The sequence below is a fragment of the Ascidiimonas aurantiaca genome, assembly GCF_037646345.1.
Lineage (GTDB): Bacteria > Bacteroidota > Bacteroidia > Flavobacteriales > Flavobacteriaceae > Ascidiimonas > Ascidiimonas aurantiaca.
On sequence record NZ_JBBEWR010000002.1, the window covers coordinates 329,268 to 352,585 of the forward strand.

18 protein-coding genes are annotated in these 23,318 nt (G+C 37.6%); 8 read left to right on the forward strand and 10 right to left on the reverse strand.

Going from position 1 to position 23,318, the window contains the following annotated elements; all coding sequences use genetic code 11:
• Window positions 1-19: 19 nt before the first annotated feature.
• The 7 genes from WAO84_RS04045 to lysA form a co-directional block, all read right to left on the reverse strand.
• A complete protein-coding gene (locus WAO84_RS04045; RefSeq protein ID WP_340063774.1) occupies window positions 20-751 on the reverse strand; it encodes a DUF6090 family protein in 732 nt (243 codons plus the stop codon).
• Window positions 752-758: 7 nt separating this feature from the next.
• On the reverse strand, window positions 759-3,461 hold the full coding sequence (locus WAO84_RS04050; RefSeq protein ID WP_340063775.1) for a S9 family peptidase: 2,703 nt from the start codon (window positions 3,459-3,461) through the stop codon (window positions 759-761).
• Window positions 3,462-3,626: 165 nt separating this feature from the next.
• Window positions 3,627-4,142, reverse strand: a complete 516-nt coding sequence (locus WAO84_RS04055) for an SRPBCC family protein (RefSeq protein ID WP_340063776.1) — start codon at window positions 4,140-4,142, stop codon at window positions 3,627-3,629.
• Window positions 4,142-5,287, reverse strand: a complete 1,146-nt coding sequence (locus WAO84_RS04060; RefSeq protein ID WP_340063777.1) for a serine hydrolase — start codon at window positions 5,285-5,287, stop codon at window positions 4,142-4,144. The genes WAO84_RS04055 and WAO84_RS04060 overlap by 1 nt, the downstream gene beginning before the upstream one ends.
• Complete coding sequence (locus tag WAO84_RS04065) at window positions 5,271-6,071, reverse strand: M23 family metallopeptidase (protein WP_340063778.1); 801 nt, start codon at window positions 6,069-6,071, stop codon at window positions 5,271-5,273. Before WAO84_RS04065 ends, WAO84_RS04060 begins: the two co-directional genes overlap by 17 nt.
• Before the next feature lie 56 nt (window positions 6,072-6,127).
• Window positions 6,128-6,658 carry a thioredoxin family protein gene (locus WAO84_RS04070; RefSeq protein WP_340063779.1) on the reverse strand — a complete coding sequence of 177 codons (531 nt, stop codon included), beginning with the start codon at window positions 6,656-6,658 and terminating at the stop codon, window positions 6,128-6,130.
• A gap of 60 nt (window positions 6,659-6,718) precedes the next feature.
• The gene (lysA, locus tag WAO84_RS04075; protein WP_340063972.1) at window positions 6,719-7,954 is read right to left on the reverse strand and encodes a diaminopimelate decarboxylase; all 1,236 of its coding nucleotides are present in this window, start codon (window positions 7,952-7,954) and stop codon (window positions 6,719-6,721) included.
• 166 nt (window positions 7,955-8,120) lie between these two features.
• Here lysA and WAO84_RS04080 point away from each other — a divergent pair, with 166 nt between their 5' ends.
• The 7 genes from WAO84_RS04080 to WAO84_RS04110 all read left to right on the forward strand — a co-directional run bounded on the left by WAO84_RS04080 (window position 8,121) and on the right by WAO84_RS04110 (window position 16,317).
• Window positions 8,121-8,759 carry an LON peptidase substrate-binding domain-containing protein gene (locus WAO84_RS04080; protein WP_340063781.1) on the forward strand — a complete coding sequence of 213 codons (639 nt, stop codon included), beginning with the start codon at window positions 8,121-8,123 and terminating at the stop codon, window positions 8,757-8,759.
• A 103-nt stretch (window positions 8,760-8,862) separates the two neighbouring features.
• Window positions 8,863-10,056 (forward strand): ADP-forming succinate--CoA ligase subunit beta, encoded by a 1,194-nt coding sequence (gene sucC, locus WAO84_RS04085; protein WP_340063782.1) that lies wholly within the window; start codon window positions 8,863-8,865, stop codon window positions 10,054-10,056.
• A gap of 726 nt (window positions 10,057-10,782) precedes the next feature.
• Window positions 10,783-10,926, forward strand: a complete 144-nt coding sequence (locus WAO84_RS04090; protein ID WP_340063783.1) for a hypothetical protein — start codon at window positions 10,783-10,785, stop codon at window positions 10,924-10,926.
• 75 nt (window positions 10,927-11,001) lie between these two features.
• Entirely contained in the window at window positions 11,002-12,177 is a 1,176-nt protein-coding gene (locus tag WAO84_RS04095) for a carboxypeptidase-like regulatory domain-containing protein (protein WP_340063784.1), read from the forward strand.
• Window positions 12,178-12,200: 23 nt separating this feature from the next.
• Complete coding sequence (locus WAO84_RS04100) at window positions 12,201-14,171, forward strand: hypothetical protein (protein WP_340063785.1); 1,971 nt, start codon at window positions 12,201-12,203, stop codon at window positions 14,169-14,171.
• Between the two features lie 4 nt (window positions 14,172-14,175).
• Complete coding sequence (locus WAO84_RS04105) at window positions 14,176-15,387, forward strand: hypothetical protein (protein ID WP_340063786.1); 1,212 nt, start codon at window positions 14,176-14,178, stop codon at window positions 15,385-15,387.
• Between the two features lie 492 nt (window positions 15,388-15,879).
• Entirely contained in the window at window positions 15,880-16,317 is a 438-nt protein-coding gene (locus WAO84_RS04110) for an Hsp20/alpha crystallin family protein (protein WP_340063787.1), read from the forward strand.
• A 60-nt stretch (window positions 16,318-16,377) separates the two neighbouring features.
• Here the strand turns inward: WAO84_RS04110 and WAO84_RS04115 are convergent, their stop codons facing one another.
• The gene (locus WAO84_RS04115) at window positions 16,378-17,301 is read right to left on the reverse strand and encodes a LysR family transcriptional regulator (protein ID WP_340063788.1); all 924 of its coding nucleotides are present in this window, start codon (window positions 17,299-17,301) and stop codon (window positions 16,378-16,380) included.
• Between the two features lie 196 nt (window positions 17,302-17,497).
• Between WAO84_RS04115 and WAO84_RS04120 the strand changes: the two genes are divergently transcribed.
• A complete protein-coding gene (locus tag WAO84_RS04120) occupies window positions 17,498-18,460 on the forward strand; it encodes a sodium-dependent bicarbonate transport family permease (RefSeq protein WP_340063789.1) in 963 nt (320 codons plus the stop codon).
• Window positions 18,461-18,479: 19 nt separating this feature from the next.
• On the opposite strand, the gene uvrB is transcribed toward WAO84_RS04120, so the two are convergent.
• Together uvrB and WAO84_RS04130 are read right to left on the reverse strand one after the other, a co-directional pair.
• Complete coding sequence (gene uvrB, locus WAO84_RS04125; protein ID WP_340063790.1) at window positions 18,480-20,468, reverse strand: excinuclease ABC subunit UvrB; 1,989 nt, start codon at window positions 20,466-20,468, stop codon at window positions 18,480-18,482.
• Between the two features lie 75 nt (window positions 20,469-20,543).
• On the reverse strand, window positions 20,544-23,294 hold the full coding sequence (locus WAO84_RS04130) for a T9SS type B sorting domain-containing protein (protein WP_340063791.1): 2,751 nt from the start codon (window positions 23,292-23,294) through the stop codon (window positions 20,544-20,546).
• Window positions 23,295-23,318: the final 24 nt, after the last annotated feature.

Genomic DNA, 23,318 nt, shown 5'->3' on the forward strand with positions numbered 1-23,318 from the left:
TCAATAGTGAAGCCGGTAGTTATAGCTCTTTAAGTTTTTGATCGATCATCTTAATCAATGTGTCTGAAACCTGATTGAAACCGTTTAATAACGGAATATAATTGGAAGTATATAGGTTTTTTTGATAGTAAATTCGATTTTTATAATCATTACTTTCCATTAGGTACTTCATAAATGCTTCATTTGTTATCTTTTCTTCTGTTTCGAGGTGAAACCAGGGATAACTCTCTTTCCAGTGTTTTAAGTTGGCAGCCACATCTTCCTTTAAATATCCTCCAATCAAATCATTATAGCCAATAAAATAACGGTAAAACTGTACAATACCACTAGCCAGGGAATCTACACCAAAACGAGAATCATCTACATGATTCTCAAGCATATGGAAACCTTTGGTCTCTATGGTAAAAGGAGTAAAGTTTGTGATAATGTTGGCACAGTTTGGGCAACTGTCGTATTGTTGTTTCTTGAATTCTCCTTTTAAAACACGATCCAGAAGGTCTTCTCGTTCCCTGAATTTTTCCTGATAATAAAAAGATTCAACACTATCACTTACCAGATCCAACCGTACGGTACTTAAAATACTTTTGTAAGTGTCACGTTGTTTTTTACGCTCATTGTGGTTATTGATATTTACTGCAATAAGAATGCCTATCACTACTAATACAATTTCGCCTAAAGCATATAAAAGGTATTTATAAAACTTACGTAATTGTAAAAGGTTTAATTTTTGTTTTCTAAATATTCCCGGCATGTAGTGATCATTCTTTAACTACTCTGAAACCGGTACGTTTCAGGTTGGTTCTTTTTTGTTTTTTGGTATCTGCGTAATCATATGCACTGAATCCATATGTGTTTCCGTCTGCATCCAGTTCTGCCAGATTACCCCCGAGGTCGTATAATTCAGCTTCTTCCACTTTCACGGCTTTGAAATGGCCTACGGGCAGGAGAAGGGTTTCTTTTACTTCTTTTAATTTCTGGCTAAACTCTGCAATATCATCTTTAGTTATATCATAACCGGCCCAGTACTTGAGCGTGTTCTCGGAAGGCGCTGCTTTCAGGGCTTTTTTATGAAGTTTATCGGCTTCTCCGGCAGAAGGCAGGCGATAGGTTTTTCCGGTAAGCTGAGAGAGCCAGGATACATATCCTATGGCTTCCTCGTACGATACTTCTACGGGGTAGTTTCCGTGTCCGGGAAGATATGAATGGGCGTTTTTGTATTGTTTGTACTGCTCATGGGTCACTTCAAATCTACCCAGGGCTATGGAATCTTTTTTCAGAAGAACGGTTTCCGGGATCAGTTTTTCATTGTATTCAGTACCGTAAAAACCATTTTTTGAAGCATTTTCTTGTCTCTTTAAAAGTTCTGCCAGAGGACTACTCTCTTTGAAAGCCTCATTCTTTTGGGTTGGTTTTTCGAACAGATAGGTATTGATCCATTCAATCTCTTCTTTCATTTTACGAAGCTGATGTGTAATTTTCAAGAGTCCGTGTGGTTGTCCCGGAAACCATAAAAACCGCACAGGTGCTTCTCCCACCTGTTGCAGGGCACGATAGTATTCCCACCCCTGATCTCTGGGTACGGCACGGTCCTCACTACCGTGGAAAATAATGGTAGGTGTTTTTACTTTCTCCATTTCAAATAAAGGAGATTTTATAATGTAATTTTCGTTGTAAAAGGTGCCATTCATGTCATCCCAGGGAGCCCCGCCAAAATAACTTTGATCAAAACTAACACCAAAACGGCATGTGCCAAAATCAGATGTCCAGTTAACGTCACCTGCACCGGCAGCAGCCACCTTAAACATTTCTGGATACCGTACGGTAAGCATGGTGGTTAATATGGCCCCGTTTGACCAGCCCATGGCCCCCATTTTTTCTTTGTCTATCATACCCTTTTCATCTAACATGGCAATGGCTTTGGTAATATCTTCCAACTCTGGCTCATAGTAATTCCCTTTAATACTTTCTACATAGGCCAGCCCGTGATTAGCAGAACCGTGGTAGTTAGGTTTCAGAACAAAAGCTCCTTTTTGTGAAAGCAGGTTAGGGTAGGTACTCCAACGTTCGCTCCAGGTATCTGTATCCTGAGAAGCCGGCCCGCCGTGAATGGAAAGAACCAGAGGATACCGCTGCCCGGGCTTGTAGTTTTCGGGATAATATAAAATACCGGTGACCTCTTCATCTTTATATCCTTTCCAGGTAATTACTTCACTTTTAGTAATGGGCTTCTTAGACAGGTTTTTATTAAGCTGTATGATCTCTTTTTCATCACTTATTTTGTTGCTTTTTATGCGGGCGGTAAAATACTCAGGCATCTTAGAAGCTGTGGAGTATTGATATGCAATTCGGTCATTGTTTTCGGAAACATCCAGAATAAATGTATGTTCGGTTTTAGCTCCCAGATCAAAAGGGAGTTTGTTCCAGCTTTGGTTCTTTCCTTTTTTGTAATAGGCGAGCAGATATCTGGCTTTATTAGCGAGATTGGCAATAACGTCGTTACCTATTACCTGAAAACCGGCACCTACGCCTAATTCCCATTGCAGATCTAACTTTTGATACTGCATTTTTGACAGATCAAAATAATAAAGTTCCTCAATTCCGGCTCCGTTCCATTGAGGGTCGGAGGCATAACTGGATGTAAAATAAAATCCTCCATTATCTGCTGTAAATTGAAAGTTCCCTGAAGGAAACAGGAGTTCTTTTAATATTTGTGTGGTTTGCCCGGTCTTAAGGTTTTTGAGAAAATATAAAGGATCGGGCTGGGCATCTGCGGGGTAATGTCTGCTCTGTACCATACTGTACACCAGCCATTCACCATTTTTGGAAACGGAATAAGACCCTACTGGCTTTTCGTTTTCGGTTACTCTTTGAATACTCTTGGTTTTAAGGTGATAGGAAAATACTCTTGATGTTTTCCAGTGCAACGAATCTTCTACTACAACTACATTGTCTTTTTTATCTTCGAGTGTTTTCTCGTATAGTGTTTTTCCTTCATTAGAAACAAAAAGAAGTGTCTGTGCATCGAGCCATTTTATATTGGATATCCCGTTTTCAAATTCATTTACTTCTTCTGGTTCTCCTCCGTAAATACTCAGTTTCCAGAGCTTTTTTCCTTTATCTCTTGAAGAGAGAAAATATATATACTCTCCGTCTTTAGAGAAGAGAGGAGAACGATCGTTTTCATCGCGATGGGTTAATTGGGTGGTTAAAGGCTTGTTATCTTTCATTATATCCAGTCGGGTAAGATAGATATCAGACAAGAACTTGTCTTTTTCTTTATGACCTCTTCTTTTTGTCCATACCAGCATACTGCCATCGGGAGAAAAAGAAACACTTCTCATATATTCGGTATTAATAATATCTTCAGGAGTCCAGCGTGAAGGGTCTTTTTTATCCTGAGTGTAACTGTATTGGCATAGGAGTGAGATGCTGAAGAGCAGTGAGAACCAAAATTTTTTCATATGTTTTTTCAGGTTTGTTACAATATATTTTTTGAATTGTTTAATGGGCTTTTTTCATTAAAGCACTAGTTATTTGGAAGAAATTTACGGTTTATGCTCTAAAGATAGTGTAAAAGCCTGTTTTAATGAAAATGAGGTGTTTGTTTTTTTATTCATGTAGAGCTACTACATATTTACAAATTCCCATCCGGCAAGATTATCACCAGACAGGTCTATTTCTTTTTCATTTAACAGAATGCCGTGTTCCAGATACGCTTTGAGGTTTGTAAGCCAGAAGGTCCAGCCATTACTACATCCGTAATGAATTTTGAGTTTACTATCTTCATCTGTCGGAATATGATATTGCTCCAGGCAAAGTAGTGTATGCACTCCTTTATTGGTAAGGGTGATGCGTACTTCGCATGTTTCTGCAAAAGAAAAAACAAGTAGCTCTGGAGCAGCAACCTTTAAAATCATGCCGCTTTCACGACCCTCCCAATTATGCCATTCCCAGATGTAAGTATCTCCTGCTTCTATAAATTCATCAGAACGACGGTTTTTTCCCCTGGAGTTGCGATACTCGGCTGTTTTAAGGAACCATTCACAGATCCCTTCGGGGGTACTCCAACATCTGTACACTTCTTGTATGGAAGCTTTGAGGTATATTTTTTTGGTAAACCTGTTAAAAGATAACTTATTCATTACTTTACTCTTTTAAGCTCCATGGCGTATAATTGTCTTCCCAATTCTGCAAGAAAGGGAATGCCTGTATCGTCATATTCATAAGCATTGTCATTGAAAACCTGATCTTTATTTACCAATATGGTAGCACTTAACATAAATTCTATGTTATTTCGGGAGTCTTTTATATAAGCGCAGTCGGTTAAAGTGCCATAGGCATACCCAACTTTATTATAGATTTTAATGTAATCAGGAATGTTTTCTTTATCGTCCCCAAAAATGAAAAACTTCCCATAGCTGTCATAATAGGTGCTAGGATCGTATCCTGCAGCGGCTGGCAGGGTATGCATAGCATTTAACAGAAAATCACGATCACTTTGGTTTAGGGAGAACTGCTCATTTTGGTTGAATGCCTCGGGAAAAATAACTCTTTTTAGTGTATTGTGTAAGGTGCGTAATGGGAGGTGGTTTTTCAATGAAAAGTCAAATGGTTCTGTGACAAGAGAATCACCCTGATAAAAAGCTTTTCCTTTTCTTGTATTACGCAATGAAAGGGAAACAGGCTCTCGGTTAGCGATACTATTTATTTGTGTTATAGTGGTGTCGTTTTCATAAAGAATTATGGGTTTTGTATGAACGTCATTAGCATTGGGAGCAGAAAGCCTGTGCGATATTCGAACGGGCTGTAATCCTTTTTCATGCAGGTTGGTATTTATATAATCAGTGCCCAAAAATTCAAAGAGGCGATTATATGCTTCGTTATCGCTAACGGCAAAGATCTTGAGAACTTCGTCTTTAAAAGTGGTTTCTAACGAATCGCCTTCTATGAAAAAACGGGTGTCGGAGGTGAATTTTTTTTCACGATTCAGCTTTTCCAGCGCTAATACGGCAATAGGAAATTTTACTGAACTGGCAGGGTAAAAATAGTTGTCGCTGTTCACCTGAAATTCATAATCGGTAAATAAGGGGGTACCCTGAGAATCTCTATCTATTTGTGTAAAAAGTATTTGAATTTCATGTTGAGAAAGACTATTAATTACTTTTTTAATTTCAGGAGCTTCACTTCTCAAAACTTCCTGTAAGGGATTCTGTGTTTTTTCCGTATTACAGGAGATTAGAATAACGAGCACAAAAGCGCAGTAAAACAGCTTATTTTTTGCGAACATACTTTTTACCTTTTTTAATGATCTTTTTTTCATAACCTTCAAAATAAATGGGAACGGAAACGTCTCTTGCTTCTCTTACTACAAAATGAAGATGCGGGCCTCTGGTAAAACCGGTAAGCCCGGAAATGCCTATAGGTTGCCCTTTTTCAACATAGTCTCCCGGTTTTACCAACACTCCTTTATAATCCAGATGTACATAGGCTGCCAGGGTGCCATCGTCATGAAGTATTGTAATGAGATTGGCTTTACTTATAAATTCTTTTCCTCCGTGTTCTTTAAAATGGTCTTTTGTGCGAACCACTACTCCTTCGCGTGCAGCACAAATAGTATCTCCTATTCGCAAATCAAAATCAATGGCATATCTGGATTTAACGGTATTATGGGTAAAATTTCCATTAAATCCCTGTACTATTTTATATTTTTTTCCTTTGGGATAGGGGAGTGCATACCTGTAGTCTGTATTATGTTTTGCGTTTTCCGGATCTCCTAAAATGGCTTTTAGCGAAAAAAAATGATCCCATCGCATTGAATCTTTATTGGGAATAAGATGTAAAGGAATGGAGGCTACTCTGGATGAATCTCTTGCCTGTAAAACAAAATTAGGTTTTACAATAACAATACGATCTGCCAGTTCCTCAACAGGTTGTACTGTGATTTCTGTGGGGCCGTAAAGGTGATTGGCAAGGTTTAAAGTTATAGAATCTTTACCAACAGTTTTGAAGACAGACAGTTCCTGACCGGTAACCAGAACAGGGAACAAAATGCACAATAAAAATCTTTTCATCCCGATGTTTTTACTATAAGAGATGACTAAAGATACAAAATGTTACGGTTAAGGGTTTAACGACCGGCTTTGTTGTATTCCTGCCAGGTGGTGCCCTTAAAAATATCATCGCCTATGTATTTGGCGATTTTAAGGAAATTATTGGCATCCTGATATCCGGGGACTACGGTTATGATCTGAACTTTTTCATCCAGAAAAACGGTTGAGGGGTAGCTAAGGCGTCCGTTAAGAAGTGTTGCCGCCAGTTCATGATATCCTCTTCGGCCATTTGGAACAAACTTATAGGTTTTGTCTTTAAAAACAATATCTTGTTTACCTTCAGCATCCATTTTCACCATATAGAAATTTTGGGTCATATAGGAAGCTACTTCCATGTTACCAAAGGTGGTTTTATCCATCTTTTTACACCATCCGCACCAGTCGGTATAAACATCTACAAAGATCTTTTTGGGGTTCTCATCCTGCGAGGCCCGGGCAACCGCTTCTTCCCAGGTCATCCAGTTTATTTTTTCTACAGGGGTATTAAATGAAGAAGTAATACCTACCACGCAGATTAGCAGGGCTGTATATAAAATATTAACTCTCATATGTAAAGCATAAACAGGTTACTATAATGTAAATATAACAAAATCAGATAAAAACCGGCTTCACGACTCTGCCGGTTCATCTACTGAAAAGAGATTGGGGACATCTACCTGATTTTTAATCAGATCATCAAATGTTTCTCTTTTACGAATGAGATGTGCTTTGCCCCTGTGCCATAATACTTCTGCAGGCCGGTATCTTGAATTGTAATTACTTGCCATGGAAAAACAGTATGCTCCGGCATTTAGAAAACACAGAATATCACCTTCGGTAATCTCTGCAATCCTTCGGTTATTGGCAAAAGTATCGGTTTCACAAATGTATCCTACTACGGTGTAAAAACGGTCCCGCCCGTTAGGGTTTGAGATGTTGATGATTTCATGGTTAGCCCCGTAAAACATAGGTCTTATAAGGTGATTGAATCCAGAATCTACTCCTGCAAATACAGAAGAAGTAGTTTGTTTTACTACATTTACACTGGTTAGAAAATAACCGGCTTCACTTACCAGGAATTTTCCCGGTTCGAAAGACAGGGTAAGAGGTTTGCCATATTCATTGCAAAAATCATTAAAGCGCTTTGACAGCTTTTTTCCCAACTCTTCAATATTGGTTTCAATATCTCCTTTTTTGTATGGTACTTTAAAGCCACTACCAAAATCAATGAATTCCAGATCTTTGAAGTTCCGGGCGCTCTCAAACAATATTTCAGAAGCGTGCAGAAAAACTTCTATATCCAGAATATCACTTCCTGTGTGCATATGAATACCGTTTACCCGCATGCCCGTATTCTCGGTTATACGCAATATATGTGGCATTTGATGAATACTAATACCAAATTTTGAATCTATATGTCCTACAGAGATGTTAGAATTTCCACCAGCCATAACATGCGGATTAATACGAATGCAAACAGGTATATGGGGATGGCGGGAACCAAACTGTTCCAGAATAGAAAGATTGTCAATATTGATCTGGACCCCCAAAGCTGCTACTTCCTCTATTTCTTCAAGAGAAACACCGTTGGGAGTAAAAATGATCATCTCGGGAGCAACCCCGGCCTGTAACCCCAATCTAACTTCCTGAATAGAAACCGTATCGAGTCCGGCTCCTAATGAATTCATTAATTTAAGGATGGCAATGTTAGACAATGCTTTTACTGCATAGTTTAACCGTAGATTTGGTACCTTACTAAAGGCAGATGTAAGCCTTTGGTATTGCGAAATAATTTTTTCAGAATCGTACACATACAGTGGACTCCCGAATTCTTCTGCGATGTTTAAGAGATCTTTGTGATGCATTTTAAGAGCTAATTTATACAAAGCTATAACTAAATTTTTTTTCTGGTGAAAAGAATTTTGTTTTTTATAAAAATAAAACAAAATGTTTGTTTTGTAACAAGTGATTCTGGCTTTTCAAGATCACTATGGAGTAAATTATGCTTATTTTTGTGTAAAACATTTTGGCATGATTCTACTTCCTCTGTTCCCGCTTCAAATAGTTGTTTTTCCCGGTGAGACATTACCGCTGCATATTTTTGAAAAGCGCTACAGAGAACTGTTAAGTGATTGTGAGCAGGAAGGTACTTCTTTTGGTATTCCTACGGTTTTAGATGGTAAAATCACCTTTGGTACTGAAATAGAATTGTTACGTGTTGAGGAGCGATATGAAAACGGAAATCTGGATATTGTTTGCAGAGGTAAGGGGGTATTTCGTGTAGAGCGATTTATTAACCCTATGGAAGATAAGCTGTATCCGGGAGGTAGCATACAGTTTTTAAGTAATATTGAAGACGGTACACCTTCTCAACGCAAGAAAGTACACAAACTCATTAAGGAGCTTTATCATGAGATGAGTGTAGAAATGCCAAAAGTAGATGCGGAAAGTTTCAATAGCTTTACACTTGCACATAAAATAGGGATGTCTGTAAAACAGGAGTTAGAGCTTTTACAGCTAATTTATGAAAGTGAACGACTTAAATATCTCATTTCACATCTAAAAACTATTATTCCTGTAATAAAAGAAGTAAACAGGACCAAAGAGATTATACAACTCAACGGACATTTTCGAAGTTTTGACCCCATGGATTTCAAGAGTATTAAGTAATTACGGTTAGAGTTACTTACTAAAATAGAGGCTTTGAAAATTTAATTGGTTTAATACCCCGTGTTTTCTATTTTTGCAAAGCTTAAATATAGAAGACATTGTTATGAATCTACACGAGTATCAGGGAAAAGAAATACTAGCAAGTTTTGGGGTAAAAGTTCAAAGAGGTATTGTGGCACACAATGCTAACGAGGCTGTTGCTGCTGCAAAACAATTAACCGAGGAAACCGGTACCGGCTGGCATGTTATTAAAGCACAAATACATGCAGGTGGTCGTGGTAAAGGCGGGGGTGTGAAACTGGCTAAGAACCTTAAAGAGGTAGAAACCATTTCAGAGCAAATTATTGGTATGCAGCTCATAACTCCACAAACACCGCCCGAAGGTAAAAAAGTACATCAGGTATTGATTGCAGAAGATGTATATTACCCTGGAGACTCTGAGACTTCCGAGTTCTATATGTCGGTTTTGCTAAACAGGGAAAAAGGAAGAAACATGATCATGTATTCTACCGAAGGAGGTATGGATATTGAAGAAGTGGCTGAAAAAACACCACATCTTATTTTTACAGAAGAAATAGATCCTTCTGTAGGCTTGATGCCTTTTCAGGCACGAAGAGTTGCTTTTAATCTTGGGTTAGAAGGTAATGCTTTTAAAGAAATGACCCGTTTTGTAAGTGCCCTTTATAAATCGTATGTAGCCAGTGATGCTTCTCTGTTTGAAATAAACCCTGTTTTGAAAACTTCAGACAACAAGATTTTAGCAGTAGATGCAAAAGTTACCTTAGATGACAATGCGCTTTACAGACATAAGAATTATGCTGAAATGCGGGATCTGAGAGAAGAAAATCCTATAGAGGTGGAAGCAAAAGCAGTAGGGCTCAACTATGTAGATCTGGATGGTAATGTTGGTTGTATGGTAAACGGTGCAGGATTGGCCATGGCCACAATGGACCTTATTAAGCAGGCAGGAGGAGAACCGGCAAACTTTTTAGATGTTGGTGGTACTGCCGATGCAAAACGTGTAGAAACCGCTTTTAGAATTATACTTAAGGATCCTAATGTAAAAGCTATTCTCGTAAATATCTTTGGTGGTATTGTGCGCTGTGACCGTGTAGCTCAGGGTATTGTAGATGCTTACAAGAATATGGGAGATGCAATTAAGGTACCTATTATTGTAAGGCTCCAGGGAACCAATGCAGAAATTGCCAAAGAACTTATCGATAATTCTGGACTTGCCGTTCATTCAGCCGTACTCTTCCAGGAAGCGGCCGATAAAGTAAAAGAAGTACTGGCATAATTAAATAAGAGTAATCAATATATACGAACCCGGGAAATCTAATTTCCCGGTTTTTTTTATTGTTGGAGTGACTTAAACTTTTTTGGATCAAAAAAGGAAGGATCACAGAATTTTGTGTTGCAAAACATAAACAATACGAAAACAGCCCTTTAAGTAGAAAGATTAGATACTACAATTAAAGGCTGGAAAGTGTTTAACTATCTCTAGTTCAACGTGTAGCCCCTTAAAAAACTAAAACAAAAAGGTTAAATCACTTCGATTTTAAAGTTTTTAATAAACCTGCAAAATGAACTTTCCTATTAAAAAAGAAATTGAGTGATTGATCTTCAAGGATTAGTCAAAATAGCTTTTCAAATAGAGTCTGTTTCAGAAAAAAAGATGCAATTGTAATTAAAGAGAATATTCTAAAATTGCAAATTAATTATATCAAGGCAATAATTCTATTTGAGAATTTTATGAAATTTTAGATTAAAAAATGGTTAAATAATGGTTTTATTATGCTTTTTTTTAATTGTTTTTAAAGTATAACTAATTGATTTACAGTTAAATAATATTTTTCTTACTCATAGTACATAAAATCCTTAAATAATATACGGTTTTTGTGTAAAACCAATTTATATATTTCTTATATTTAAATGATGTAATTATTGGAGGTATTATCTCAATTATATGCAGGCGTATCTGAAAAGCCTTTAACAGAGTAAGGTCAACTTTAAATTATTAATTATGAGTACTAAAAAAAGTTTAGAAAACTTTAAAGTAGAAGAGTTAGAACAACGTTTGGAAATGGGAAGCTGGGAAGCTTCTGGAAGCGGTAGTGTTTCAAACGATGGATGGGAAGTTGAAGGTAGGCTGGTTTACAGATTTTAACACACCACCTTATTAAGTAATTATGAAAATAGCTTGTTCACATGAATAAGCTATTTTCTTCTGTATTAAGAGTTTATGAAGTGTCTTAGTCTATTTTTTTTTCTGTTATCTATAATTTGTAGTAATGCTCAAAATATTCATATTGTAGATTCTGAAGACTTACAACCACTATCCGGTGTATCTATCGTAGCTGAAACTGGGCACGGTACGATTACCAATGCTGACGGGGTTTTTGACCTTTCCTTTTCTGAAGCGTATATCAAAGTAACTATTAGCCATATTTCCTACCAAACGCAAACCATAGAAAGAAACCTTATTCAAGATACGATACGATTACAACTTTCTCCAATACGTCTCGATGAAGTCACAGTGTCTAATTTTAATGCAAAGGATTCATTGGAAAAAGCCATACGTAGTATTCCGAAAAACTATGTTAGGGAGCCTTATAATTCTTTTGGGTTTTTTAGACAAAGTCTTGAAGAGGATGGTAAAGGGGTAGAAATGATTGAAGTTAGCTTTATAGGATATTATAATCCCACTTCAGAAAAAAAACCTTTCCAGGTAGAAATTAGAGACGGTAAAAAAACCGATAATCTCTCCAAATTTAAAGTAGAAACGGTAGGGGGTGTATTGGCTTTGATAGAAGGTGGGGATTTTGTACGAAATCAAAACTATTTCCTCGACCTTAATAAAATGGAAAACTATGTATTTTCTTATGAAGGCTTTATCGAAAAAGAGAATGACTCAAAGATTTATATCATTGCTTTTGAACCTTCGATGGAAGCAGACTTATCTTATCTGAGACAAGGGAAACTTTTTATACATAGTGAGAGTTTCGCGATTGTAGAAATTGATTATCGTTTTGATGAAGAACGAGTGCAGATTATATTTGACCAGTTAAATAGTAAAAATGAGGGCTCCCGTCCGAAGTATTTGCTAAAAGGAGTTAGTGCAAAGATAAAGTACTCTAAAAATACCAACAACAAATGGTCTCTCTCTTATGTTGATGTAGTAAACGATCAACTAGGTGTCTTTCAAGGAGAACAATACCTCTATTCTATTCTGGGAAAATTGGTTATAACCAATAACCGATTCTCAAAAGTATATAAGGCTAAAACCAATTATAACTTGAAAGAGAACTTTACTAAATCGGTTAAGGAAATCAGCAAAGCGTCAAATTGGGATGCTTTACATTCAATTCTAATGTCAGACAGAGAAAAAGAAGCATTGAAAAATATCTTTAATCTTTAATCATTTTGAACCAATCTATTAATATGATACTTGAAGTAAATCCCATCTTGTCTGATAGAGAAATACGGGACAAAGTATTTTTAAGCCTTAGAGAATATCTTAGTCGGAGATCTTTCCCAAGTCATATTCAGAATGAAATTCTTGATGAAGGCTTTATTGAAGCGAACCCAAAATATTATCTCTACTATCCGTATTTATTTAGTGATTTTTTCGATATCAAGGATGAAGCTGTATTAATAAAGCTTTCTGTTGCAGGTTTTTTATATTATAAGGCTACAATTTTTTTTGATGAAATTTTTGATAAATCATATCAGAAGGGAGCTTTTCAAAAATTTGTAGTAGGCAATATCTGTCAGGAAGAAACAGTTAAAATATTGTCTTCGATATTCCCATTGGATTCAAAATTCTGGTTTTTATGGAACATGCGTAAATCAGAGTTTGCCAAGGCATTCCAAATGGGAAATGTAGCCCCAACTATTTCCAGTATGGCAGAATATGAAAAGTTGGCAGACTACAAATGTGCTTTTGGAAAAATTGCTCTGGACGCCTTATTTAGTTATTCTGGATTTAAAAATGAAAAAATATACACCGCTCTTTTAGAATCTCATAAAAGCTTTTATGTGGCCTTTCAAATTTTAGATGATATTGCAGATTTTGAAGAAGATTTAGAAGAGAATCAGTTTAACATTGCGTGTTTTAAACTTGAAGAACACTTTTCGGCTAAAAGAACACTTTTGAACAACTATTCGGCTAAAGAGCGAAAAAAAATGTTGTTTTTAGATGGGTTAGCACAAGAGTTATATTATATGGCTTTAGATTACCTTAAAAAAGCAAAACAAACATCACTTATTGAGTCAGATCAAGAGAAAGGGCATTTTTGGCATAGCGAAATTCAAAAATTACATAATACTAGTGTTATCCACAATCTGAATATTAAAGGGTATATTAACCATTTTCAGAAAATAACACAGGAAGCTTCTGGTAAAACCACAAAAAATTCTGGAGATGCTTTGGAAAGGGCAATCTCATATCTTGTAAAAGAGCAAGAGAATAATGGAAGTTGGATAGATTATTTTAATGATGCCGGAGTGAGTGATGTATGGACTACAGGATATTTGGGTAGTTTTTTAAGTAGTCTTGAAGCTTCAGAAGTAATGAGCAAGTCTCTTAAGAAAGCATACGCCTTTATGCACAAAAGTAAATGGGAAAGTACACATTGTTGGGGGTATAATACCTCTTGGATTCCTGACGCAGATTCTACATCTTTTGGGATCTTATTTTCTTGGCGGCAAACAAAGAAGATTTCTTCAGAGACATTAGCAGGATGGAAAAGATATCAAAACCCGGATGGCGGATTCAGCACATATAATGACGCATCTTCTTTAAAGGCGTCTTTAAACATCGATAAGATTATTAATGTTGAAGGATGGATGCAATCCCATTTTTGTGTTAGTGCAGTAGCGTATTATGTTTTCTGTAATTTAGGGATTCGGGACAATCAATTTGAGCTTTTGGAAAAGTATGTTATCCGAGAATTACATGTGGCAGACCACCACCATGCATACTGGTGGAATGATTTCTTTTATGTGATATCCTTTTTGCTAAAAGGTGCTGTACTCACAAAAAATCAAATAATAATAAATCTTTGCCAAGATTATATAGATCAAAATAAAGAGAATCTGATAGAAATGGAGAATGCCTTTTACTGCGGCTTATTGTTAGACGCATTGGTTGTGGAGAAGACTTTATTTCAAAAAAATAAGGAGTTGGCTGTTACACTTGCCGCCTTAATTGAGAAACGGCAAAACCCAAACGGATCTTGGCATGGAAATCTGTCTCTACGAATGCCACATCCCGAGATTCTAAATCCAGGAACTTCATCAATTGATTGGATTCCAGATACTAAGGGCACAAATATTCTGGTTAAAGATTTTAATGGTTTCTTTACCACAGTAGTTTGCCTTTCAAGTCTGTATCACTTCCGCAAATATTAATATTATGGTAAAGAGTATAGATTTGGTTCCAAAAAAAACAGGTTATTTAGAAGTGTACCCTTTTAAAGAGAATGAGTATGTGCTTCACCAGAACCAGTTGGGGTATCACATTAACGTAAATCAAGATACTGTAAAGTTACTGGACTTGGTAGATAATTCTAGAACTGTTCAGGAAATTACTCAAATATATAGTGAAAAAGAAGGTATTTCTATTGAACCGGAAACGGTTTACGATTTATTGTTTCAGAAATTAGCTAAGTATGGCATTATTGAGAGTCATTTAGTAAACCCTGAAAAGAAACAGGTGGCATCGTATCTCAAGTTGAGTTTTACGCTTATAAAAGACTCCTATATTACATTCTTTACCAGGATTCTCAAACCTATTATCCCCGTTAAGCGGTTCTATATGATCCTTTTTGCTTTTTTGGGGATTAGTTTTGGAACCCTCATTTATAACTATAAGATTTTACTTATAAGCTTAGACAGTTTATCTCCTAGCTCATGGGGATTATTGTTTCTTTTAGCTGGAGGATTCCTTTTTCTACATGAATTTGGACATGCTACGACTTGCGCTAAGTTTGGGGCTACGCATGGCCATATTGGCTTTGGATTTTATTTGTTTACTCCAGTCATGTACGCAGATGTCTCAGACATATGGCGACTGGATAAGTACAAGCGAGTTCTAGTTAATCTCTCCGGTATTTATATGGACAGTTTGATGGCAGCCCTTTTAAGCGGAGCTTTTTGGATAACGGGCAATGGTATTTTTTTAATTATTGCCGGTATGTTAGTACTTAATACCTTTAAAAACCTAAATCCATTTTTAAGATACGATGGGTACTGGGTGCTTTCTGATATGACAGAGATTTCCAACCTTCGGCATAAATCTAACCAATTGTTAGGAGCATTTGTTCGGCATCTTTTCTCACGGAAACCATTCATCTTCTCAAAGACAAATTTGTTTTTAGTAAGCTACGCCTTTATTAGTATTTTCTTTATCCTGATAGTATTAACAATTTTTGTTTTAAAAGACCCTAATCATTTTCTACGCTTCCCGATAGTGCTAGTCACTTACTTACAGGCTATATTAACTGGGCAAAAGACTTTTGTTTTTTCAGATTTATATGGTTTTGTCCTTCCGGCACTATTGTATTATCTGGTAGGAAAACTTGTGGTTTCTGCGTTTTTGAGATGGTTTAGAAAAAGACCAAGATAACCGTGTTATGGGCCTCCGGCTATTCTAGAACTCCGAATAGCCTCATCGAGAGATAAAATGACATGATTACTCCAGAAATTGGTCTCATATATAGAAAGGTACGCGGCATGAACATTCTTGTTTCTCTTCATATTTTGGTATTGTTGCAGAAATAATTTCTCAAAGAAGCTATTTAAACTTTTTTTGGATAGAAAAGGAAGGGTTGCGGAAAACATAAACAATACCGAAACAGCCCTTTATGTACAAAGATTCGATACTATAGTTGAAGGCTGAAAATTATTCAACTATCCCTAATTCATCCTGTATCCCTTAAAAAACTAATACGAAAAAGGTTAAATGAGTTCATTAATAATATTTTAGTACCAGCTTTAACGAGTAATAAAAGACAAAATGTCATTATTAAAAGCTATTTAAGTGACAAAAAGTCGTTTTTTTGGTAATGGAATACCTTTTGCCTAGTAGGAGTTGTATTGAAACCTTAAAAAAGATAAAATGAGCTTACTAAAAAAAGATAACAGTTTTTGGATCCCTTCGTTGTTTGACGAATTTTTTAAACCGGAGATCAATAGAAATATTCAGCAATGGAACAGAACAAATATCCCTGCGGTGAACATAAAAGAGTCTGAAGAAGATTTTACGATTGAGGTGGCAGCTCCCGGCCTTCAGAAAGAAGATTTTAAAATCGAGATCGATCAGGGTGTATTAACTGTTTCTTCAGAAAAAGAACATACCGGAGAAGATGTTTCTGACGAAGGAAGATTTACTCGTAAGGAGTTTAGTTTTACTTCTTTCCAACGGTCTTTTACTTTACCTGAAACTATTCAGGAAGATGCTATAAAGGCGGTATATACTAACGGAGTGTTACATGTAACGCTTCCTAAAGCACAAAAAGAATTGCCTGAGCCAAAAAAATATATTGAAGTTTCATAAAGTTTGGTTTATTAATTACAGTTGGAAAAGAGGCGGTGTACTGCCTCTTTTTTTATTTCCTTAATAACATTCAAACCATTCAAAATTCTCGCGAGCGATCTTACTTTTTTCTTGTTTTATGTGTTCCAGATACGAAGCGGCTACCGGAGAGAATTTTTTGTTTTGAAGCCAGATAAGGTTCCAGTCGCTTATAATAGGGAACCCTTGTACAGGAATAATCTGAAGGTCGTTGTTCTGAAGTTCATTTTTAATACCTATTAATGGCATTATTGAGTATCCCAGGCCGGCAATTACTGCCTGTTTTACAGCTTCGTTAGAGGTAAGTTCCATTTTTTTTACTACGCTTAACTTGTGATCGCCTATGAATTGTTCCATAGCCAGACGGGTAGCCGAACCTTCTTCCCGGTATATTAACGGAAGCGATTCCAGAATATCATACTCATACATTTTTTCAACAAAAGGGAAACGGGTACTCCCTACAAGAAATAACTTATTTTGAAAAAGGCTTACTTTATCAATTTGCAGTTTTTCCGGTAAGAGAGACACCATGGCAAAATCTACTTCATTGGCTTCTAGGCTTCTTATAACCCGGGCACGGTTGGTAACATCCATTTCAAGTTCTACACCTTCATGGTTCTTTATAAAACCATATAAAAAATAAGGCATTACATATTTAGCAGTAGAAACTATGGTTAACTTCAATTTACCTGCGAGGCTCCCTTTATATGCCAGTGTTTTGTATTTAATAGCATTTACTTCATCTAAAATTCTCTTACCGGCGATAGCTATTTCATTACCAAAATCGGTAACATACAGTTTTCTCCCTACAATTTCGGTTAACGGGATTTCAAATTGATCCTGAAGTTTTTTTAACTGAATGGAAACTGCCGGTTGTGTAAGGTGTAATTCTTCAGCAGCTTTTGTAATGCTTTTGGTTTGAGCAATTTTTAAAAATATACGGAGTTGATGAAGTGTATAATCCATTAATTAAAGTTATGTTGCTTATTTCAAATATAAATAAAAATAAATGAATTGAACTTCTCAAATTTGCACGCGAATTCAAAAAAGCGGTTTTTGAAAAAACACGTATCAAAAATAGCACAACAAGCCCTGGTTCTTCCCCTGTTTACTTATTCTATCCGAGTACGTTATCAACACCAAACACAAACCTTTATTTTCAATGGACTTTCATCTGCTAATTGACAACCTGACGAATCCTGCACTACTGTTTTTCTTTCTGGGTATTATTGCTGTACTTTTTAAGAGTGACCTGGAGATCCCTTCTAATTCTTCTAAGTTTATTTCGTTATACCTTCTTTTTTCTATTGGTTTTAAAGGGGGGCAGGAACTGGCACATAGCGATTTTGACATGGAAATAGTCTGGTCTTTATTATTTGGTATATTCCTGGCATTGGTGGTTCCGGTATATTGTTTTTTTATTTTAAGAAAAAGACTAGGGGTGTTTAATGCGGGAGCCATTGCCGCTGCTTACGGATCTGTAAGTGCTGTGACTTTTGTAACGGCTGTTTCTTTTCTGGAAATCCAAAAAATAGATTTTGGGGGACATATGGTAGCGGTAATGGCTTTAATGGAGGCTCCTTCTATCATAATTGGGGTTTTGTTAATGGCACTTTTTGCCAAAGGAAAAGGACGTAAAATGAGCTTTGCGGGTTTGTTTGCCCATTCTGTTACCAACGGTAGTGTTTTGCTTATTCTGGGAAGTCTTTTAATCGGGTTTTTAGCAAGCGATCAGCAGGCAGAGGGGATCAAGCCTTTTACCACAGATATTTTTAAAGGTTTTCTGGCTGTTTTTCTTTTGGATATGGGAATTACCAGTGGTAAAAAACTATCTTCATTCATTAAAAAAGGGGCATTCCCCTTTCTTTTTGCCATAGTGGTTCCTCTGGTAAATGGTACTATCACAGCTTTTGTGAGCAGGATAATAACAGATGATGCCGGAAACCGGTTTCTTTTTGCCATACTGGCTGCAAGTGCTTCATATATTGCGGTACCTGCAGCTATGAAACTGGCGGCACCCAAAGCAAACCCGGGATTGTATATCCCTATGGCACTAGCCATTACTTTTCCGTTTAATATTACGCTGGGAATGCCTTTGTATTTATTTATTATCCAGATGTCTTGATGACACAACTTACCTTAGGTTACTTACGTTCCTGAAGTACTTTGATCTCATCTCTTAGTTTGGCTGCCTGCATGAAGTCCAGCTCTTTCGCTGCTTTTTCCATAGCTTTACGCTTATCACGTATCAGCTTATCCAACTGGGGTTTGGTCAGGTAATCGGTATCCGGTTCTGCCGCTATTGATAAATCTTCTTTTACTGTCTTAGAAAAGGCCGGGTTTTTGGCTAAAGGACTATCCAGGCTCTTTTTAAGTGCTTTGGGAACAATATTATTATCAAGGTTCCATTTCATCTGCTTCTCTCGCCTGTAATTAGTTTCATCTATGGTTTTCTGCATACTGTTCGTAATGGTATCGGCATACATGATGGCTTTACCATTCAGGTTTCGGGCAGCCCGCCCCACGGTCTGGGTCAGCGATCGGTTACTTCTTAAAAATCCTTCTTTATCGGCATCCATAACAGCCACAAGCGATACTTCCGGAAGATCAAGCCCCTCCCGTAAGAGATTTACACCTATTAAAACATCAAAAAGTCCCTTTCGCAGATCCTGCATGATCTCTACACGTTCTAACGTATCTACATCACTGTGAATATATCGGCATCGAATACCTACACGTGTGAGGTATTTAGTAAGTTCTTCTGCCATACGCTTGGTAAGAGTGGTTACCAGTACTCTTTCGTCTTTTTCTTCCCGTATCCTGATCTCTTCCACCAAATCGTCTATTTGGTTTTTACTGGGGCGTACTTCAATTTCCGGGTCGAGGAGTCCGGTAGGGCGTATAACCTGCTCTACATAAACACCATCACTTTTTTGTAATTCATAATCTGCCGGAGTAGCGCTCACGTAAATCACCTGATTCTGTAAAGCTTCAAATTCTTCAAATTTTAGAGGGCGGTTATCCATAGCTGCCTGTAAACGGAAACCATAAGCTACCAGATTTTCTTTTCGGCTTCGGTCTCCTCCATACATAGCATGAACCTGCGGAATGGTCACATGGCTTTCATCAATTACCATCAAATAATCTTCAGGAAAATAATCGAGAAGGCAGAAAGGGCGGGTTCCCGGTTCTCTGCCATCCAGATATCGTGAATAATTCTCTATACCTGAACAATATCCCAATTCACGTATCATTTCCAGGTCAAAATTGGTGCGCTCTTCCAGTCGTTTTGCTTCCAGAGGTTTACCGGTTTCTTTAAAATAATTTACCTGCGCCACCATATCCTGCTGGATCTGCCAGATGGCCTTTTGTAATATTTCGGGAGAGGTAACAAAAATATTGGCAGGATAAATATTGAGTTTGTCATACTTGTCAATGACCTGATTGGTTTCCGGATCAAATGCTTCTATCTCTTCTATTTCATCTCCAAAAAAATGTACTCTGAACGCATCGTCTGCATATCCCGGATAAATATCAAGAACGTCACCTTTTACCCGAAAACTACCGCGCTTAAATTCTGCAGTGGTTCTGGAATACAAACTTTGAACCAGTCTGTGCATAAAACGTGTACGCGAAAGTACCTGGTCCCGTTCAATGGAAATGACATTTTTTTGAAATTCAAGAGGATTCCCAATACCGTATAAGCAAGATACAGAAGCTACCACCAGAACGTCCCTTCTTCCTGAAAGCAATGAAGAAGTAGTACTTAATCGTAGTTTTTCTATCTCCTCATTAATCGAAAGATCTTTTTCTATATAGGTTCCTGTTACGGGAATATAGGCTTCCGGTTGATAATAATCGTAATAGGAAACAAAATATTCAATCGCATTCTCAGGAAAAAACTGCTTGAACTCTGAGTACAGTTGGGCAGCCAGTGTTTTGTTGTGTGCGAGTACCAGGGTGGGTCTTTGTACCTGCTCTACAACATTAGCAATCGTAAAGGTCTTTCCAGAACCGGTAACCCCCAGTAAGGTTTGATACCTTTCCTGTTGCCTCATACCATCTACAAGTTGTTTAATGGCATCTGGCTGGTCTCCTGTCGGGGTAAAACTGGACTTGATCTTGAATTTCATATCACAAAACTAACAAACAAAAAAGACAGCAACTCTCCTTTTGGGTATAAATGTTGGTTACACTTTTACTTATTCTTAGCGCTTTAGTGAAAAGTGCCCTTCAAATTCGCGCCCATCTTCAAGTTGTACCCTGAACCAATAATCAGAAGCGGGCATAGGAGAGCCATTAAAAGTGCCATCCCATCCGGTATCTCCCGGGGTGAGTTGTTTGAGTGGTTTCCCAAACCTGTCAAAAATGAGTATGGTAGAGTTTCCCAGGAAGTTTTCATTAATACCGCGAATTTGCCAGTTGTCATTAAACCCATCACCATTAGGAGTAAAAAATCGGGGATACCCAATAATAGCGATATCGCGGCTTACAACACCGCAACCGTTTTTATCACGAACATATAAGGTGGCAAACCCGGGAGGTAGATTTTCAAAAACGTTACGATCCTGATAAGGGCCGTTCAAATCGTTGAAAGCAAACTCATAATCGCCTTCTCCGGAAACAATGACCTCAACCCGATTGTTCCTTGAAATATCGGTAATATTCAGATTGCTTATGGTGGCAATGTTGGACGGGAGTACTTCAAATATTTTAGAATTACTGCAACTACCCTGAGTACCTGCGTTGTTATAAAGTGTAGTAAGCTCCAGACGATATGTACCGTCAATAGAGAGGGTAGTTAAACGATCGTTCGAGACCAATGTTTCCGTATTTCCATTTTGCAGGTACCATGCATATCCCTCAAATCCGGGAGCAGCTTCTACGCTAAGAGCAGGGGTGTTAAGGCAGATCAAAAGAGTATCGGGAAAAAGTACTTCCGGTAAGGGCCTCACAATAAGTTCTACGGCTTCTATGCCCTCGCACTGCCCGGCATTTTCCAGTCTTACGTACACAAAGGTATTTTCAGAAATGATATCGCCGGATAATTCATTTATCTCCATGGTAGCATCTTCCCTGTTCGCATAGATGTTGACATCCGGAGAGGTATAGGATGCCTTAATTGCTTCCAGGTCAAAAAGGCCCTCTAATGTGTTGTCAGAAGGATCAAGCTTGCAGGCGAAAAACTGTGTTGCATTCGCCAGATCAATAACCTCCGGGTTAACCACCAGATTAAGTGTTGAGGTCACAGAACAACCGGAGGAAGAAGTAACCAGCGCATAAAGTGTCTGATTGAAAGCGGTGGTATTCCTATAATTTTCCGGTGTATTGATTGCAATATTGTTTTGAATATCTGAGAGGCTTTCATAGAAGCTTACGGTAAGCGAGGCATTACCATTGGTAAAAATCTCTCTCATTTGTAACAGATTAAAACGGGTAATCCCGTCAGAGGCATTTCCCTCCTCAATATCACATTGTTCAAGAATACTATTAGTAACGACCGGTAATGGATTTATGTTAACTAATGCGGATCCCTCCAGAGGGCAGCTTCCGTCATTTCTATCTATTTCTAACCGGTAAATACCTGCATCTGCCATAGATGCATTAGCTAATGTATATGTATTGGAGGTAGAACCTAATGTAACTTCAGTGTTTCCATTATCAAAATACCAGGTATAGGAGGCTCCCGAAAGTACAGGTGCTGAAAAGGTAAAAGATTCATTTTCACATAACTCAAGGCTGTTATTGCCTGCATTGTTATTACTTCCCGGATCTATAATATCTACTACTTCATTGAAGAGGGATTGAATAAAGGGAGGTAATCCAAAGGTTGCAGCACGTGTTCCCAGACTTTGTTGACGCCTTATAAAATCAGCGCCTGATCCAAGAATATTAGGGTTATTTATAACATTAAGTGTATTGGCCCCAAACTGAGAATTGTAAATCTTTCCATTAATAGCGAGTTGAAGACCACCGTTAACCAAATCTCCCAGTGAAATTTTTGAACCGGAAATATCGGAAGCTGTCAGATCATATTGAAAGATCTCCCCGTTTTCAATCATGCCGATAGCATTATAATAATCTATGGTGGCATATAATACCTGATTGTTAGGAGAGAACTCCACACCATAGGGAGAACCATTATTAGCATCAAGTTCAAATTCGTTAGATACCTGTCCGGTAGCGGTATCAAAATCATACAGCAAAAGTTTTCCCGGGTTTAATCTTGAGGTAGTGTTGCCAACGGTGCTATGAGCTACTGCAAGCCTGGTACCATCAGGAGATGCTTTTAAATAACCTATGGCATTATATCGATATCCTCCCAAAGGAACCAGTGTAGGTGTTGTTGAAACTACCGGAGTATTGTTTACTCCCAGAGGAGTTACCTGATAGGCATAAAAAGTATCAAGAAAGTGAGTAATGACCCATATAGATGAGCAATCTGCCGAACGTACGGCAGTGATTTTTTCGGAATTAGGAATTAGCAAAGGCTGCCCGTTGTTTCCTCTGGCAATCACATCACCATTAGGTCCTGCAGTCATATCTACTATATAATAGTTGAGCCCCCTGAGTAAAGAGGTGTTATGAATATCACCCCCCAGAGCGTGCACTGTAAAAATATAATAGAGGTTAGAATTACCGGGATTAGGAACAATAATGGCCGATTGTGTACTGGAAGGGTCTCCCAGCAGGCCGTTACCGTTTGGCATAATGTTATGGGTACGGTCCCACACGGTGATGCCATCGGTATAAAAAAGAAGATTACCAAATTTATCTGATATAGAGGCACACCCTTCATTGGTACTCAAACGCCCATCGGTAAGGGGCACCACTGTGCCATCACCATTAAAACGAATACCTGCATTAAGACCAAAATACCAGTTGGCAGCTTCTCTTTGTGCAGATAATGTACCAATAAAAATTAAAAATAGCCCCCAAAAAAAGAGAATCTTTTTCATTAGTCATAGGGAAAGGACTAAATA

What these genes read in the sequence shown, in the direction of transcription:
- WAO84_RS04070 (WP_340063779.1), bottom strand. Translation starts at nt 6,658, where the DNA reads ATGAGAGTTAATATTTTATATACAGCCCTGCTAATCTGCGTGGTAGGT.
- WAO84_RS04065 (WP_340063778.1), bottom strand. Translation starts at nt 6,071, where the DNA reads ATGAAAAGATTTTTATTGTGCATTTTGTTCCCTGTTCTGGTTACCGGT.
- sucC (WP_340063782.1), top strand. Translation starts at nt 8,863, where the DNA reads ATGAATCTACACGAGTATCAGGGAAAAGAAATACTAGCAAGTTTTGGG.
- WAO84_RS04115 (WP_340063788.1), bottom strand. Translation starts at nt 17,301, where the DNA reads ATGGATTATACACTTCATCAACTCCGTATATTTTTAAAAATTGCTCAA.
- WAO84_RS04110 (WP_340063787.1), top strand. Translation starts at nt 15,880, where the DNA reads ATGAGCTTACTAAAAAAAGATAACAGTTTTTGGATCCCTTCGTTGTTT.
- WAO84_RS04105 (WP_340063786.1), top strand. Translation starts at nt 14,176, where the DNA reads ATGGTAAAGAGTATAGATTTGGTTCCAAAAAAAACAGGTTATTTAGAA.
- WAO84_RS04095 (WP_340063784.1), top strand. Translation starts at nt 11,002, where the DNA reads ATGAAGTGTCTTAGTCTATTTTTTTTTCTGTTATCTATAATTTGTAGT.
- uvrB (WP_340063790.1), bottom strand. Translation starts at nt 20,468, where the DNA reads ATGAAATTCAAGATCAAGTCCAGTTTTACCCCGACAGGAGACCAGCCA.
- WAO84_RS04050 (WP_340063775.1), bottom strand. Translation starts at nt 3,461, where the DNA reads ATGAAAAAATTTTGGTTCTCACTGCTCTTCAGCATCTCACTCCTATGC.
- WAO84_RS04045 (WP_340063774.1), bottom strand. Translation starts at nt 751, where the DNA reads ATGCCGGGAATATTTAGAAAACAAAAATTAAACCTTTTACAATTACGT.
- lysA (WP_340063972.1), bottom strand. Translation starts at nt 7,954, where the DNA reads ATGCATCACAAAGATCTCTTAAACATCGCAGAAGAATTCGGGAGTCCA.
- WAO84_RS04060 (WP_340063777.1), bottom strand. Translation starts at nt 5,287, where the DNA reads ATGTTCGCAAAAAATAAGCTGTTTTACTGCGCTTTTGTGCTCGTTATT.
- WAO84_RS04090 (WP_340063783.1), top strand. Translation starts at nt 10,783, where the DNA reads ATGAGTACTAAAAAAAGTTTAGAAAACTTTAAAGTAGAAGAGTTAGAA.
- WAO84_RS04120 (WP_340063789.1), top strand. Translation starts at nt 17,498, where the DNA reads ATGGACTTTCATCTGCTAATTGACAACCTGACGAATCCTGCACTACTG.
- WAO84_RS04100 (WP_340063785.1), top strand. Translation starts at nt 12,201, where the DNA reads ATGATACTTGAAGTAAATCCCATCTTGTCTGATAGAGAAATACGGGAC.
- WAO84_RS04055 (WP_340063776.1), bottom strand. Translation starts at nt 4,142, where the DNA reads ATGAATAAGTTATCTTTTAACAGGTTTACCAAAAAAATATACCTCAAA.
- WAO84_RS04130 (WP_340063791.1), bottom strand. Translation starts at nt 23,294, where the DNA reads ATGAAAAAGATTCTCTTTTTTTGGGGGCTATTTTTAATTTTTATTGGT.
- WAO84_RS04080 (WP_340063781.1), top strand. Translation starts at nt 8,121, where the DNA reads ATGATTCTACTTCCTCTGTTCCCGCTTCAAATAGTTGTTTTTCCCGGT.